The 16,000-nt window shown below is 42.4% G+C and carries 15 protein-coding genes; all 15 read left to right on the top strand.

Annotated elements, in window-relative coordinates; all coding sequences use genetic code 11:
* Window position 1 precedes the first annotated feature (1 nt).
* The 15 genes from ACE4RR_RS09765 (at window position 2) to ACE4RR_RS09695 (ending at window position 15,852) form a co-directional block, all read left to right on the top strand.
* On the top strand, window positions 2-298 hold the full coding sequence (locus ACE4RR_RS09765) for a hypothetical protein (protein ID WP_375535224.1): 297 nt from the start codon (window positions 2-4) through the stop codon (window positions 296-298).
* A gap of 109 nt (window positions 299-407) precedes the next feature.
* A complete protein-coding gene (gene lepA, locus ACE4RR_RS09760) occupies window positions 408-2,237 on the top strand; it encodes a translation elongation factor 4 (protein ID WP_375535223.1) in 1,830 nt (609 codons plus the stop codon).
* A gap of 93 nt (window positions 2,238-2,330) precedes the next feature.
* Window positions 2,331-3,476 (top strand): radical SAM family heme chaperone HemW, encoded by a 1,146-nt coding sequence (gene hemW, locus ACE4RR_RS09755; protein WP_375535222.1) that lies wholly within the window; start codon window positions 2,331-2,333, stop codon window positions 3,474-3,476.
* Between the two features lie 128 nt (window positions 3,477-3,604).
* Window positions 3,605-4,639, top strand: coding sequence for a heat-inducible transcriptional repressor HrcA (hrcA, locus tag ACE4RR_RS09750; RefSeq protein WP_375535221.1), 1,035 nt, complete (start codon window positions 3,605-3,607; stop codon window positions 4,637-4,639).
* Window positions 4,640-4,740: 101 nt separating this feature from the next.
* Window positions 4,741-5,361, top strand: coding sequence for a nucleotide exchange factor GrpE (gene grpE / locus ACE4RR_RS09745; RefSeq protein WP_375535313.1), 621 nt, complete (start codon window positions 4,741-4,743; stop codon window positions 5,359-5,361).
* Between the two features lie 36 nt (window positions 5,362-5,397).
* Complete coding sequence (dnaK, locus tag ACE4RR_RS09740) at window positions 5,398-7,242, top strand: molecular chaperone DnaK (protein ID WP_375535220.1); 1,845 nt, start codon at window positions 5,398-5,400, stop codon at window positions 7,240-7,242.
* Between the two features lie 188 nt (window positions 7,243-7,430).
* The gene (gene dnaJ, locus ACE4RR_RS09735) at window positions 7,431-8,549 is read left to right on the top strand and encodes a molecular chaperone DnaJ (protein WP_375535219.1); all 1,119 of its coding nucleotides are present in this window, start codon (window positions 7,431-7,433) and stop codon (window positions 8,547-8,549) included.
* A 25-nt stretch (window positions 8,550-8,574) separates the two neighbouring features.
* The gene (gene prmA / locus ACE4RR_RS09730; protein WP_375535218.1) at window positions 8,575-9,513 is read left to right on the top strand and encodes a 50S ribosomal protein L11 methyltransferase; all 939 of its coding nucleotides are present in this window, start codon (window positions 8,575-8,577) and stop codon (window positions 9,511-9,513) included.
* A 30-nt stretch (window positions 9,514-9,543) separates the two neighbouring features.
* Entirely contained in the window at window positions 9,544-10,290 is a 747-nt protein-coding gene (locus ACE4RR_RS09725) for a 16S rRNA (uracil(1498)-N(3))-methyltransferase (protein ID WP_375535217.1), read from the top strand.
* A 6-nt stretch (window positions 10,291-10,296) separates the two neighbouring features.
* Entirely contained in the window at window positions 10,297-11,640 is a 1,344-nt protein-coding gene (mtaB, locus tag ACE4RR_RS09720; protein WP_375535216.1) for a tRNA (N(6)-L-threonylcarbamoyladenosine(37)-C(2))-methylthiotransferase MtaB, read from the top strand.
* A 21-nt stretch (window positions 11,641-11,661) separates the two neighbouring features.
* Window positions 11,662-12,330 carry a deoxyribose-phosphate aldolase gene (deoC, locus tag ACE4RR_RS09715; protein WP_375535215.1) on the top strand — a complete coding sequence of 223 codons (669 nt, stop codon included), beginning with the start codon at window positions 11,662-11,664 and terminating at the stop codon, window positions 12,328-12,330.
* Window positions 12,331-12,506: 176 nt separating this feature from the next.
* On the top strand, window positions 12,507-12,680 hold the full coding sequence (gene rpsU / locus ACE4RR_RS09710) for a 30S ribosomal protein S21 (RefSeq protein WP_375535214.1): 174 nt from the start codon (window positions 12,507-12,509) through the stop codon (window positions 12,678-12,680).
* A gap of 208 nt (window positions 12,681-12,888) precedes the next feature.
* Window positions 12,889-14,205, top strand: coding sequence for an NfeD family protein (locus tag ACE4RR_RS09705; protein WP_375535213.1), 1,317 nt, complete (start codon window positions 12,889-12,891; stop codon window positions 14,203-14,205).
* Between the two features lie 32 nt (window positions 14,206-14,237).
* Window positions 14,238-15,227: a flotillin-like protein FloA gene (gene floA / locus ACE4RR_RS09700; RefSeq protein WP_375535212.1), complete on the top strand. Its 990-nt coding sequence runs from the start codon at window positions 14,238-14,240 to the stop codon at window positions 15,225-15,227.
* Window positions 15,228-15,288: 61 nt separating this feature from the next.
* Window positions 15,289-15,852: a hypothetical protein gene (locus ACE4RR_RS09695; RefSeq protein WP_375535211.1), complete on the top strand. Its 564-nt coding sequence runs from the start codon at window positions 15,289-15,291 to the stop codon at window positions 15,850-15,852.
* The last annotated feature ends 148 nt before the right edge of the window (window positions 15,853-16,000 follow it).

Below are 16,000 nucleotides of genomic sequence, written 5' to 3'. Positions count from 1 at the left end.
AATGAAAACGTTGGTTATTCTATTGACAGCTGCTGTTTTATTCTTAGGAGGAATGATTACCGGCACCCATTATTCGCATTACTATTTCTCCGAAAACGAGGAGTCAGCAGATGATCCAGTTAAAGAAAATTCACAGCCTGAAAAGATAAAACAAGAGAACGAACCAAGCTTAAAACAAGATTTGATTGAAAAACAGAAAAAAATGCAAAAGGCAGAGAATGAAAATATCTTTTCAGGATTAGGCAGATCTCTTGATATATTTCACCCCGAAAGAAGGACAAACATTGATAATGATTGAAGTAGCCGCCTCCCGTTGATATAATGAACGATAGTCCTATAGATCGGAATGCGGGTCCCGGTGCGTTTCTACCGGGACTCGCCTATTATCAGCAGGAGTGATTGTAAAAATGAAAAAAAATGACAAGCTTAACCGACAGAAGCGCATTAGAAATTTCTCTATCATTGCCCACATAGATCACGGGAAGTCCACGATTGCTGATCGAATCCTTGAATCAACGAGCGCCCTCAGTCAACGTGAAATGAAAGATCAGATGCTTGATGCGATGGACCTTGAAAGAGAACGGGGCATTACTATAAAGTTGAATTCTGTGCAATTAAAACATAAACATACTGATGGAGAAGAGTACATTTTACATCTTATAGATACTCCCGGCCACGTCGATTTTTCTTATGAAGTGTCGAGAAGCCTTGCTGCTTGTGAAGGAGCACTGCTGATAGTTGATGCTGCCCAGGGTATTGAAGCTCAGACCCTCGCTAATGTGTATTTGGCACTTGATAATGATTTAGAAATTATTCCAGTTATTAACAAGATTGACCTGCCAAGTGCAGATCCTGACAGAGTTAAACAGGAAATTGAAGATGTTATAGGACTCGATGCATCTGAAGCTGTCCTTGCATCCGCTAAGAGTGGAATTGGAATTGATGAGATTCTTGCGCAGATTGTTGAAAAGGTTCCGGCACCAGAGGGGGATCCCGACGGCCCGCTCCAGGCATTGATTTTTGACTCTCTATATGACAGCTATCGGGGAGTAATTGCATATATCCGAATTGTTGAAGGCACGGTCAAATCAGGTCAAAAAATAAAAATGATGGCAACAGGCAAAGAATTTGAAGTTTCTGAGGTAGGTGTATTCACCCCAAAACCTGTGCCGTGTGATGAGCTTACCGTCGGGGATGTAGGCTTTTTGACGGCTGCGATAAAGAATGTAGGAGACTCAAGGGTTGGGGACACGATAACTTCCGCAGCAAACCCTGCAGAAGGTCCGCTGCCGGGCTACAAAAAAATGAACCCGATGGTATTCTGCGGAGTTTATCCGGTAGATACAAATGATTATAACGGACTTCGTGATGCTCTGGAACGATTAGAGCTGAATGACAGCTCTTTACAGTATGAACCTGAAACTTCACAGGCACTCGGATTTGGATTCAGATGCGGATTTTTAGGGCTGCTTCATATGGAAATCATTCAGGAAAGAATTGAAAGAGAATACGGAATCGACTTAATCACAACCGCACCAAGCGTTATTTATAATGTTTATCTGACTGATGGGGAAGTATTAGAAATAGATAATCCATCCAATATGCCCGACCAGCAAAAAGTAGAAACAGTTGAGGAACCTTTTGTGAAAGCAACAATAATGGTGCCGAATGATTTTGTAGGTGCGATTATGGAGCTGTGTCAAAAAAAGCGCGGAGATTTTAAAGATATGCAGTATATGGATGCGAACAGAGTAAACATTATTTATGACCTGCCGCTCACAGAAATTGTTTATGATTTCTTTGATCAGCTTAAGTCCAGTACCAAAGGATATGCCTCTTTTGATTACGAATTAATCGGCTATCGGGAATCAAACCTTGTCAAAATGGATATTTTACTTAATACTGAAAAAGTTGACGCACTATCAATCATTGTCCATCGCGATTCAGCATTTGATAGAGGCAAGATTATTGTGGAGAAATTAAAGGAATTAATCCCCCGCCAGCAGTTTGAAGTACCGGTACAGGCAAGTATCGGCCAAAAAATTATCGCGCGCTCGAACATAAAAGCGATGCGCAAAAACGTATTGTCAAAATGCTACGGCGGCGATATTTCAAGAAAGAGAAAGCTGCTCGAAAAGCAAAAAGCCGGGAAGCGCCGGATGAAAAGCGTAGGCAGTGTCGAAGTGCCTCAGGAAGCATTTATGTCTGTTCTTAAGATGGATGATAATCAAAAATAATAATGGCAGAGACTGTCTCCAGCGAGAAAGCACTAACAAAATTCTTGCTGAACGGGACGGTTTTTCTATTGACAAGAGAAAGAAGGCTTGATCGTGAACACGTCTTCCATATATATACACATTCCTTTTTGTGAGCAAATATGTTTTTACTGTGACTTCAATAAATTTTATATTAAAAACCAGCCTGTGGAGGAATATGTGGAAGCACTTCTTCTCGAAATGCAGCAGGCTGCCAGCTCAGCTGACTCGCATCCGGTCAAAACCATTTATCTTGGAGGCGGTACGCCTACTGCTCTCGAGACCGCTCAGCTGGAAAAAGTTATACGTGGAGTAAAAAGCTGCTTCCGGCTTCGTGAGGATGACGTTGAAATGACTGTGGAAGTGAATCCTGGAGAGGTAGAAAAGGATAAACTTGCCATGTTGTATAAAAATGGAGTGAATAGATTAAGCATTGGGGTGCAGAGTTTCGATAATACACTTCTAAAAAAAATTGGGAGAACTCATTCCGCAGAAAGTGCCATCAGTACCGTTAATATGGCTAAAGCAGCAGGATTTTCTAATTTGTCAATTGATTTAATGTTCGGACTTCCAGGTCAAACGATGGAAAGCTGGGAGCATACAATTGATCAGGCAATGAAGCTTGATATATCTCATGTTTCCGCGTATTCATTAAAGATCGAAGAGAAAACAATGTTTTATAATTGGTATAGACAGGGCAGGATTTCCGCTATGGAACAGGACGAAGAAGCGATGATGTTCGAGGTTCTTCTTGAGAGATTGACCGGAGCGGGGATCTTTCCTTATGAAATTAGTAATTTTGCAAGGCCGGGGATGGAGAGCCGCCATAACATCACCTATTGGAAAAATGAAGGATATTTCGGCTTTGGTGCCGGAGCACATGGGTATGCAGATGGCAGAAGATATGCAAACATTGCTCCTCTTACACACTATATAGAAGCAGTCAAAAATGGCAAAAGCCCTAAAAAGGAAGTACACGAAGTTCCGCTGAAAGAACAAATGGAGGAAGAAATGTTTATGGGCCTGAGGATGCGGGAAGGCGTATCTCGTTCGCAATTTAAAAGAAAATATGGATCAGAAATGGACTGTGTGTTTTCTGAAGCGATTAATGACCTAATAAACGAGGGTTTACTGTTAGATACGGGTGAGACCGTTCAATTAACTGAAAAGGGAAAATTCCTCGGTAACGAAGTATTTGAACGATTTTTGCTGACTGAATAATAATAACATTATAGAAAAAAATTCGGTTGTTACTATGTGTATCTCGTTGACAAACAAAAGCTGATTTGGTAACTTAACAATAGATTTAGCACTCGGTTGTTATGAGTGCTAACAGAGGTGGACTGCCAATGTTAACACAACGTCAACTCAGTATACTTCAAGCGATAGTTGATGACTATATCCAATCGGCTGAGCCTGTGGGTTCCCGCAGCTTGTCAAAAAGAAAAGGGTTGAGCTTTAGCCCTGCTACGATCAGAAATGAAATGGCTGATTTAGAGGAACTTGGTTTTTTGGAAAAACCTCACAGCTCATCAGGCCGTATTCCTTCTGAAAAAGGGTATCGTCATTATGTTGATCATTTATTGCTCCCTCATCGTTTATCAAAAAAAGAAGCAACGAACATGAGGTCATTGTTTGCTCAGAAAGTATTTGAGGCAGATCAGGTGGTAAAGCAGTCTGCGAACATTTTATCTGATTTAACGAGTTACGTGTCAATTGTACTCGGTCCGGAAATTTTTGAGTCGAAACTGCGCCAGCTTCAGATTATTCCTTTAAATGACAGCTCAGCTGTGGCTGTTCTTGTCACCGATACAGGACATGTGGAGAATCATACGGTTCATCTCCCGCGTGAACTGAATGGAAGTGATCTTGAAAAGATTGGGAATATCTTAAATGAGAAATTACAGGGTGTTCCATTATACAGACTGCAGGAAAAAATGATGCACGAAGTCGCCGGTCTGTTAAAGCAGCATGTGGCTCATTTTAATGAAGCAATGCTGTTTGCTGAGGAAACAGTCAGAAAAGGAAATAATGAGAAAGTATTTTACGGTGGAAAAACGAATCTGTTTCATCAGCCTGAATTTAAGGATATGGACAAAATTAGAGTTTTGTTTGAAATGCTTGAACAGGATCATACCGTTCATGAAATATTAAGGCCGGTGCATGATGGTTTAACGATAAGAATCGGCCAGGAAAATACAAATGAAGCATTTGAGAACTGTAGTGTTATTTCAGCAACGTACTCTGTGGGCGGCAGGCCTGTAGGATCGATTGGAATAGTCGGCCCTACACGTATGGAATATCCACGTGTGATCGGTATTATTGAGCACCTCTCCAAGGACCTTACACAGGTACTTTCGGACTTGTATAAAAGAGGAGAATGATGGTATTATTTTAAATTGGCTGAGGGAGAGTGACTTTCCTCTCTTTCTTTTGTCATGAAGAAAATTGTGTGATCCAAATTAGACCAGACGAAACGCAGGAGGTGACACACTTGAAAGACGAACGTTTTTCTACAGAAGAAAAGGAAATGGAACAGCAGGAGGAACATTCAGCAGAAGTGCCTGAAAAAGAGGAAAATCCTGAAGAATTAATAGATGCAACTGCTTCTGAACAAGATAATGAAGCTGCAGAGGAAGATGTACTTTCCCCGGAGCAGGAGCAGTTACAGCAATTACAATCTGAGCTTGAAGAATGGAAGAATAAAGCATTACGCACACAGGCTGATCTTGAAAATGTAAGACGCCGCAGCAGAGAAGAAAAAGAGAAAGCGGCTAAATACAGATCCCAGGAACTTGTAGAAGCACTTCTTCCTGTTCTCGACAATTTTGAACGGGCGATAAGTGCAGAACCGGAGGGTGACGAAGCAGCATCTCTTCATCAGGGAGTTCAAATGGTTTATTCACAGTTGAAAGCTGCGGTCGAAAAAGAAGGATTAGAAGCAGTAAAAACAGAAGGTGAATTGTTTGATCCGCATCTGCATCAAGCGGTCATGCAGGTGGAGGAAGAAGGGTTTGAATCAAATCAGATTGTGGAAGAACTGCAAAAGGGATATCTCTTAAAAGATAAAGTAATTAGACCGGCTATGGTGAAAGTTAACGCTTAACTACATAGTTCGATCAGAATAGGAGGATGACAAGGTATGAGTAGAGTAATAGGTATTGACTTAGGAACAACAAATTCATGTGTCGCTGTGATGGAAGGCGGCGAAGCGGAGGTAATTCCAAATCCGGAAGGAAACCGTACGACCCCTTCAGTCGTGGCTTTTAAAGATGGAGAGCGTCAAGTAGGCGAGGTTGCAAAACGACAAGCTATTACCAACCCTAACACTATCCAATCCATAAAAAGACATATGGGTACTGATTTTAAAGAAGAAATTGAAGGTAAAGAATATACTCCACAGGAAGTTTCCGCTATCATCCTGCAAAAACTGAAGGCTGATGCAGAAAGCTATCTTGGAGACACTGTATCTAAGGCTGTTATTACAGTACCTGCCTATTTCAATGACTCGCAGCGTCAGGCCACAAAAGACGCTGGTAAGATTGCCGGGCTGGAAGTGGAAAGAATTGTAAACGAACCGACAGCCGCAGCACTTGCCTATGGATTTGAAAAAGAAGAAGATCAGACCATTCTTGTATTTGACCTCGGCGGCGGTACTTTTGATGTTTCCATTCTTGAGCTTGGAGACGGCTTTTTTGAAGTTAAGTCCACCTCAGGTGACAATAAGCTTGGCGGCGACGATTTTGACCATGTGATAATTGACCATCTCGTTGCTGAATTTAGAAAAGAGAACGGCATTGATCTTTCCCAGGACAAAATGGCAATGCAGCGTTTGAAAGATGCGGCAGAAAAAGCAAAAAAGGATCTGTCAGGCGTATCCCAGACCCAGATATCACTGCCGTTTATTACAGCCGACTCTAGTGGGCCAAAGCACCTTGAACTTACGCTTACGAGGGCTAAGTTCGATGAGCTTACTACAGAGCTTGTAGAGAAAACAATGGGACCGACGCGCCAGGCATTAAAAGATGCAGGATTGAGCGCTTCTGAAGTTGATAAAGTTATTCTTGTCGGCGGCTCTACCAGAATTCCTGCTGTTCAAGAAGCAATTAAAAAACTAACTGGCAAAGATCCTCATAAAGGGGTAAATCCTGATGAAGTAGTAGCACTTGGGGCTGCAGTTCAGGCCGGTGTTCTATCAGGGGACGTAAAAGACGTTGTACTTCTTGACGTAACACCTCTTTCCCTTGGGATTGAAACAATGGGTGGGGTTTTTACAAAGCTTATTGAAAGAAATACCACCATTCCTACGAGTAAGTCTCAAGTCTTCTCAACTGCAGCTGATAATCAGCCTTCTGTGGATATTCATGTTCTGCAGGGTGAGCGAGAAATGGCTGCTGGAAACAAAACGCTTGGCCGTTTCCAACTGACTGATATTCCGCCTGCTCCCCGTGGAGTGCCGCAGATTGAAGTGACATTTGATATTGATGCCAACGGTATTGTTAATGTGCGCGCTAAGGATCTTGGTACGAATAAAGAACAGTCCATCACCATCACATCTTCCTCAGGTCTCGAAGAGGATGAAATTGAACGCATGGTGAAAGAAGCAGAAGAGCATGCAGAGGAAGATAAAAAGCAGAAAGAAGCAGTAGAAACTCGAAATGAAGCTGACCAGCTAGTATTTACGACAGAAAAAACGCTGAAGGATTTAGGCGATAATGTAGACGCATCTGAAAAAGAAAAAGCAGAGACTGCGAAAGATAAAGTGAAAACAGCCCTGGAAGGCGATGATCTTGAAGCCATCAAAACGGCAAAAGATGAGCTGCAGGAGATCGTTCAGCAGCTGTCCACCAAGCTTTATGAGCAGGCAGCTCAGCAGGCACAACAGCAGGACGCGGAAGGCGCTGCTGGTCAGCAGCAGGATGACGACGTTGTTGATGCTGACTATGAAGAAGTTCAGGACGACGACAAAAAAGACGATGAAAAATAAGACAGCTGATCAGCCGTCTCAGTTAAATGAAATGAATAGTTGATCCCATGGCAAGGGGCTGTCCCGGAAGCAGGAAGTGCGGTGCTTTCCAATGGGCCAGTCCCTTTTCATTTGCCAAAAAGCTCTGTAGATTTTATGAAGAAGATGATATGATAAGCGTTATGGATTAGGAACGGGAGTGTGAAAAAATGAGTAAGCGAGATCTGTATGAAGTATTGGGACTCGATCAAAATGCTTCAGTAGATGAGATAAAAAAAGCATACCGTAAGCTCGCGAGACAATATCATCCTGATGTGAATAAAGCGGATGATGCAGAGGAGAAATTTAAAGAAGTAAAGGATGCTTATGATACACTGAGTGATCCGCAAAAGAAAGCACACTATGATCAGTTTGGACACGCGGATCCAAACCAAGGATTTGGCGGTGCCGGAGCTCAGGGAGACTTTGGCGGATTCGGAGATATTTTCGATATGTTCTTTGGCGGAGGGGGTCGGCGTGATCCTAACGCACCAAGGCAGGGCGCTGATCTTCAATTTACTATGTCTCTGCAGTTTAAAGAAGCGGTTTTCGGAAAAGATACAGACATTGAAATTCCTCGGGAAGAAGACTGCCAGACTTGTGGAGGAGACGGGGCAAAACCAGGCACCTCTCCTGAAACATGTACGAAATGTGGTGGCTCCGGACAGCTTAACATTGAGCAAAACACACCGTTTGGAAGAGTGGTCAACCGCCGGGTCTGTGACCGTTGTCAAGGAACTGGGCAGACAGTGGAAGAAAAATGTACAAATTGCGGCGGCAACGGTAAAATACGCAAAAATAAAAAGATTAATATCCGAGTACCTGCAGGCGTGGACCACGGCCAGCAGATCAGAGTAGCTGGACAGGGAGAACCAGGCACCAATGGCGGGCCTCCTGGAGATTTATATGTTGTATTTAATGTGAGACCACATGAATTTTTTGATCGTGATGGCGACGATATATATTGTGAAATGCCTTTAACGTTTAGTCAGGCAGCACTTGGTGATGAAATTGAAGTACCTACTTTAAAAGGAAAAGTAAAGCTTAAGATCCCTGCAGGCACACAAACAGGAACCAACTTCAGGCTGCGCAGTAAAGGGGTGCCGAATGTTCATGGAAGAGGCCAGGGAGATCAGCATGTGAAGGTAAGGCTTGTCACCCCGAAAAACCTTAACGAAAAACAAAAGGATTTAATTCGTGAATTCTCTGAACTGAGTGGGGAAGATCAGATTGACGAGCAGAATACGAACTTCTTTGACAAAGTGAAACGTGCTTTCCGGGGAGACTAATCTAAATGACGGAGTTGGTGAGTTGATGAGGTGGACTGAATTCCGAATTCATACCGAGCAAGAAGCAGTGGAGCCTATTTCTAATATACTGCATGAAGCCGGGGCAAGCGGGGTAGTTATTGAAGATTCGGAGGATTTAATCAGGAACTGGAATGGCGCAGAAGATGAAATATATGATCTTTCAGAAAATGATTATCCAGCTGAGGGAGTTATCGTGAAAGCATACTTTCCTGTGACAAGTTTTGCTGCTGAAACGGCTGGAGAACTAAAGCAGACAATCAGTAATCTGGCAGAGCATAATATTAAATTAGGCAAAAATCAGGTCTCCCTTTCTGAAGTGCATGAAGAAGACTGGGCGGATGCGTGGAAAAAATATTACAAGCCTGTCAAAGTCACAAAAACAATCACGATTGCCCCAAGCTGGGAAAACTATCATCCGGTATCTACAGACGAACATGTCATCGAACTCGACCCCGGCATGGCATTCGGTACAGGAACTCATCCTTCGACGGTATTAGCGCTTCAGGGTATAGAACATGCGGTGGAGAGTGACGACACCGTCATAGATGTCGGCACGGGCTCCGGCGTACTCTCTATTGCCTCAGCTAAACTGGGTGCCGGCAGGGTCCTTGCACTTGACCTGGATGAAACTGCTGTAAAGTCAGCCTCCGAGAACGTGAAATTTAATAAAGTAAATGATAATATAACAGTAAAGCAAAATGATTTATTATTAAAAATAGATAACAAAGCCGATATTATTGTAGCTAATATCCTGGCTGAAATTATTCTAAGAATGATTGATGACGCTGGACGATTATTAAAAACCGGCGGAAAATTTATAACCTCTGGGATAATTTCCAGAAAAAAAGAGGATGTAAAAGAAGCGCTTCTTTCTAAAGGATTTATTATTGAGGAAACCTTGGAAATGGAGGACTGGGCAGCATTTATTGCAATAAAGAAATAATTCAGCTGTGCATGAAGGACGGAGAAGAATATGCAGCGTTATTTTGTAGAGCCTGAATATTGGAATCCCCCTGCCATCCGTCTGAAAGACGATGATGCGAAGCATATCCTAAAGGTGATGAGGATGCAGGAGGGAGACAACATTATCTGCCTCGATAATAAAGGAACTTCTGCTCTTTGCAGGATTGAGGCGATTCAGGAAAATTCTGTAGAAGTTCACATAATCAAAAACATAAATGATAACCCGGAACTTCCAATAACGACGGTTATCGCGCAGGGACTGGCTAAAGGAGATAAACTCGATTTAGTCGTTCAGAAAGGAACAGAACTCGGTGTTTCCCGATTCTGTTTTTTTGCGGCAGAACGATCTGTGGTAAAATGGGAACCGAAAAAAGCAGAGAAAAAAATGGAGCGTCTCCGAAAAATTGCTAAAGAAGCAGCAGAACAGGCCGGCAGGATTTTTATACCCGAGATTACTTACTTTTTCCATTTTAAAGACATTCTACAGGAGTCAAAACAATATGAAGCTAAAATTCTTGTTTTTGAAGAGGAAGCTAAACGTAATCAACACTTGGGATTAAAAGAGATACTCAAACAGCCCCAGGCATCCATATTTGCGATTATTGGGCCGGAGGGAGGCATAAGCCCCCTCGAAGCCGATTTATGCAATCAGGAAGCAATTTTATCCGTCAGTCTTGGCCCCCGGATTCTAAGGACGGAAACAGCTCCACTTTATTTGTTATCAGTCCTGTCCTATCAATATGAATTATTGAGGTGAATTAACATGTCTTCTGTTGCATTTCATACATTAGGCTGTAAAGTAAATCATTACGAAACAGAAGCCATCTGGCAGCTGTTTAAAGAAAAAGGCTATGAAAAAACAGATTTTGATAAAAACTCCGATGTGTATGTGATTAATACATGTACAGTAACAAATACTGGTGATAAAAAAAGCCGGCAGGTTATCAGAAGAGCAGTACGAAAAAATCCGGAAGCAATCGTCTGCGTAACCGGATGCTATGCCCAGACATCTCCTGCAGAGATTATGAATATTCCAGGAGTCGACATTGTCGTAGGAACCCAGGATCGCGAAAAAATGTTGTCCTATATCGAACAATTTAAAAAAGAACGTCAGCCTATTAATGGAGTCGGCAACATTATGAAGACCAGGGTATATGAAGAGCTTGATGTCCCTTCTTTCACGGATCGGACGAGAGCTTCCCTGAAAATTCAGGAAGGCTGTAACAATTTCTGCACCTTCTGTATTATTCCCTGGGCACGTGGACTGCTGCGCTCCAGGGAGCCTGATGCTGTACTTGCACAGGCCGCACAGCTCGTGGAAGCGGGCTATAAAGAAATTGTTCTGACTGGGATCCATACAGGCGGATATGGTGAGGATATGAAAGATTATTCACTGGCGAAGCTATTAGTTGATCTTGAAACAATAGAAGGTTTAAAAAGAATTCGAATCTCCTCTATTGAAGCAAGTCAAATCACAGATGAAGTAATTAATGTCATTCACCAGTCTGAAAAGATAGTCAACCATCTGCACATACCACTTCAGGCTGGGTCAAATACCGTTTTAAAAAGAATGCGGAGAAAATATACAATGGAGTTTTTCGCGGAAAGACTCGAGAAATTAAAAAAAGCACTGCCGGGTCTTGCTGTAACTTCCGATGTAATTGTAGGATTTCCTGGAGAAACAGAAGAGGAATTCGAGGAAACTTTTTCATTTATTGCAGAGCATAAATTTTCTGAGCTGCATGTGTTTCCTTATTCAAAAAGGACAGGCACTCCTGCCGCAAGAATGCAGAATCAGGTCGATGATGAAGTGAAAAACAAAAGAGTCCACCGTTTGATTGAGCTTTCAACTCAGCTTGCAAAAGAATATGCTTCAACCTATGAAGGAGAGGTACTTGATGTTATTCCAGAAGAAAAGGATAAAGAAAATCCGGGGAGCGGGTGCTACATCGGGTATTCATCCAATTATATGAAAGTTCGTTTCCCAGCTTCAGACAATTTAATTGGGAAAATTGTAAAAGTAAAAATCACAAAATCAGGCTACCCTTACAATGAAGGGGATTTTGTGCGGGTGGCCGATGCCCACGAAAAAATGATGAAGGTTTAATGCAATTTAGGAGGAAATAATATGAAATTAGCGCGGATGATCGACCACACTTTATTAAAGCCGGATGCAACGGAAACGCAAGTGAAAAAGCTTGCTGAAGAAGCGAAAAATAATAACTTTGCTTCTGTCTGCGTAAATCCTTCTATGGTTGCTTCTGCTTACAGTGTTTTAAGGGATTCTAATGTTAAGGTCTGTACTGTAATTGGATTTCCGCTTGGAGCTTCCATGCCTGAAGTAAAGGCTTTTGAAACCAAGTCAACGATTGCGAACGGTGCAAAAGAAGTAGATATGGTTATTAATATTGGGGCTTTAAAGAGTGGAAATGAAGCAGCAGTGAAGGCTGACATTGAAGCAGTTATAGCAGCAGCTAAAGCAGAGGATGTACTAGTGAAAGTAATTTTAGAAACAGTGTTATTAAATGACAATGAAAAGAAAACAGCCAGCAGGATTGCCGTGGAAGCAGGAGCAGACTTCATTAAAACCTCGACAGGCTTTGCTGGAGGCGGTGCAACAATTGAAGATGTGAAGTTAATGAAATCAATAGCGGGTAATAATGCAAAAGTAAAAGCAAGCGGTGGAGTCCGTGATAAACAAACAGCTCTTGCAATGGTGGAAGCGGGTGCTGAGAGAATAGGAACAAGCTCAGGAATTGCTATCATTTCTAATGAAATAGGATCAGATGCTTATTAATATTTAGCATAATTCAGCCATTAAAGAAGTATAAACATATATTGCTTTTTTTCGAGCTATGTTTTATAATTTTATAAAATGGCTAATTATTTCAGCATGCATTGTAAATGCTCTGCTGTTGCTATTAGCATAGCATTTATATTAGCCGTATTGGTTGTTCGGAGGGAGGGAATCATATGGCTGAGACCCGTGTTCGCAAGAACGAGTCCATTGATGCCGCTCTTCGCCGTTTCAAGCGTTCGCTTTCTAAAGACGGTACAATGGCGGAAGTTCGTAAACGTAAACATTACGAAAAGCCAAGCATCAAGCGCAAGAAGAAATCTGAAGCTGCTAGAAAACGCAAATTCTAATCAGAAAGATATCTCTGCTGACGAAAGCGTTTAAGTGTAAAACAAAAGGGTGTCTCTGAAGAAGTAATGACTCAGAGCCGCCCTTTTTAACGTTTGAAGCACCTCATGCGCATTTAATAAACTTTTTAGAGAATCTGTGAAACGATTATTTTGCTTTTTCGTACATACTAATAACAGAATATAGAGTATTCCGGAAAGGGGGACCAGAATGAAAAGGATTCGAGCTGTTCCGGGGCTTGTTCTAATTCTCGTCATTCTTAGTCTGTTTCAGCTGTCTGCGTTTTCATCGTCGGATCAGTTGGTTTATGTAGTTCCGGTGGAGCAGACAGTAGAACGTGGTCTTGAAGCTTTTCTAGAGAGATCGGTAGCAGAAGCAGAAGAGGCAGGTGCTGATCACTTAATATTTGAGATTGATACCCCTGGAGGAGCAGTTGATGCGGCTGGGAACATTTCGTCGATCATCGAAGGAGCGTCTGTACCGACCACTGCCTATGTGACTGAAGAAGCAATGTCTGCAGGTGCCTTTATTGCCTTAAGTGCAGATTCAATAGCAATGAAACCAGGCACTGAGATGGGAGCTGCACAGGTAATTGACGGATCAGGAAATGCAGCAGGTACAAAAGCCCAATCCCATTGGACTGCAAATATGGTGAATGCAGCAGAAAGCAATGGAAGAGACCCGATTTACGCTCAAGCGATGGCTGACCCATCAGTTGACCTTCCGGATTACCGTGCAGGAGAAGGGGAGCTGCTTTCATTTACAGCATCGGAAGCATTTGAAACAGGATATGCTGATTATATAGCGGAGGACAGACAAGATCTTCTTAAAGAATTGGATCTTGAAAATGCCGTGGTGATGGAACAGGACGTAAGCATTGCAGAGCATATTGCCAGATTTGTGACAAATCCTGTGATCATTCCAATTCTTTTAAGTGTAGGGAGCCTGGGCATTATATTTGAATTGTATTCTCCTGGCTTTGGCATTCCTGGGATCCTTGGATTAAGCTCGCTGACGTTGTTTTTCTTCGGACATATGCTTGCCGGGTTTGCAGGAATGGAAACGATGATTCTATTTGGAGGAGGGCTGCTTCTACTCTTCATCGAATTACTTCTCCCTGGCTTCGGCATTTTTGGACTGCTTGGAATTTCAGCTGTAGTAGGCAGTCTGGTAATGGCTTCCTTTTCTACAACGAATATTGTGATATCGATTCTGATAGCGCTTGCTCTGGCAGTAATGGCAGCTGTACTGCTTTTCACAGTATTCGGTAAAAGAGGGCCGATGAAGAAGTTTGTGCTGGAAGAATCGTTAAAATCAAGAGATGGCTACGTGTCAAGTACTAACAGAAGCGAGCTTGTCGGGAAAACCGGCATTTCAGTCACGCCCTTGAGACCAGCAGGAACAGCTGTAATTCAAGAAGAGCGTCTTGACGTTGTGACGGAAGGAGGATATATTGAACAGGGAATGACAATTAAAGTAATAAGTGTAAACGGTTCGAGAGTGGTAGTACGGCAGGAAAACACTTAGAAAAATGGAATTATATTTTAGGAGGAATAGGAATGAATGTAGACATAACACTAATTATTGTATTAGCACTGGCCATTATCGCGCTATCCATTCTCTTTACTTTTGTGCCAGTAATGCTTTGGATCTCGGCGTTAGCGGCCGGAGTTAAAGTTGGAATATTTCAGCTGGTAGGAATGCGTTTAAGAAGAGTAATTCCTGCACGTGTTGTAAATCCGATGATTAAAGCGGAGAAAGCTGGGCTTGATATTCAATTGAATAATTTAGAAGGACACTACCTTGCTGGAGGTAATGTGGACCGGGTTGTTAATGCTTTAATCGCGGCGCAGCGTGCCAATATTGAATTGACATTTGAACGTTGTGCCGCTATTGATCTTGCAGGTCGAGACGTATTAGAAGCTGTTCAAATGAGCGTTAATCCGAAGGTGATCGAAACACCTTTTATTGCAGGTGTGGCGATGGATGGGATTGAAGTGAAAGCAAAGGCACGGATTACAGTACGTGCCAATATTGACAGACTTGTCGGTGGTGCTGGTGAAGACACCGTAATCGCACGTGTCGGGGAAGGAATTGTATCGACAATCGGGTCTTCCAAGGACCATAAAGCTGTTCTGGAAAATCCAGATATGATTTCCCAGACTGTCCTGAAAAAAGGGTTGGATTCTGGTACAGCCTTTGAGATCCTGTCAATCGATATCGCTGATATTGATATCGGCAAGAATATCGGAGCTGGTCTTCAAACTGATCAGGCTGAGGCAGATAAAAATATCGCTCAGGCAAAAGCGGAAGAACGACGTGCCATGGCTGTTGCCCATGAACAGGAAATGAAAGCAAAAGTCGAAGAAATGCGGGCGAAGGTTGTAGAAGCAGAAGCAGAGGTTCCGATGGCAATGGCTGAAGCATTGCGCAGCGGTAATCTTGGAGTAATGGATTACATGAATCTGCAAAACGTAGAGGCGGATACTGATATGAGAGAGTCTATCGGAAAGAGCACAGACACCAATCAAAATAAAGGAACCAACTAAAGCTCGTCACACGCCCCTGGTTGTTCATGGAAATTTTTAGAAAAGGTGGTGGCGATGAACGTTGGAAGCTTTCATCATAGCATTGATTATCGGTGGAATTATTTCTGCCATAAATAAAAACAAACAAAAAGAAACCGGACGAAATACAACAAATGCTCCGGAAAATCAGCAGGAGCAGGAGCAGGAGCTGGACTGGAAAAGTATTTTTCGGGAGAATAAAAATCCGGGAGACAATACTTATCCTCAAGATCGGCGCAGGGATCAGCAGAGGCCGACCCGGCCTGTTCCAGAAGCAGAATCAGAATTATACCGCAATGAACCAGAGCAGACAAAATACAGTGAGGCTCACGATCAATATAAGAAAAAATCTGATGAGCTGAAGCGTAAAAAGGAAAAAGCGAAGAAGAAAATCGATAACGTAAAAGGCTACTCCCTTGATAAGGATGAAATTGGAACTGCTGGTACGGGAGCGCCATCCAGTTATTTACAAGAGAGCAGGTACCATAATGTTTCCCGTAATGAAGCCGTAAATGGGATTATCTGGTCTGAAATTCTAGGAGCACCCAGATCAAGAAAATCACTTGCAGCATCTCGAAATCTCCCAGTTTACCGGAGGAAAAGCTGAGCATTTATTTGCTCAGCTTTTTTTTTATGTTTAAAAAGATAGGAAAGGCGTAAGCGTCAAAAGATCCACACCTTGAAAAATTCATAATAGGACTTCTGCTATTTGTACCTGGCGACAAGCTAAGTTTTTATTATTGGTGCTACTCATT

The organism is Alteribacillus sp. HJP-4, assembly GCF_042139015.1.
Lineage (GTDB): Bacteria > Bacillota > Bacilli > Bacillales > Marinococcaceae > JBHIKY01.
Note: the sequence above shows the minus strand (reverse complement) of the source record. Positions and strands in the feature narration are given on the sequence as shown.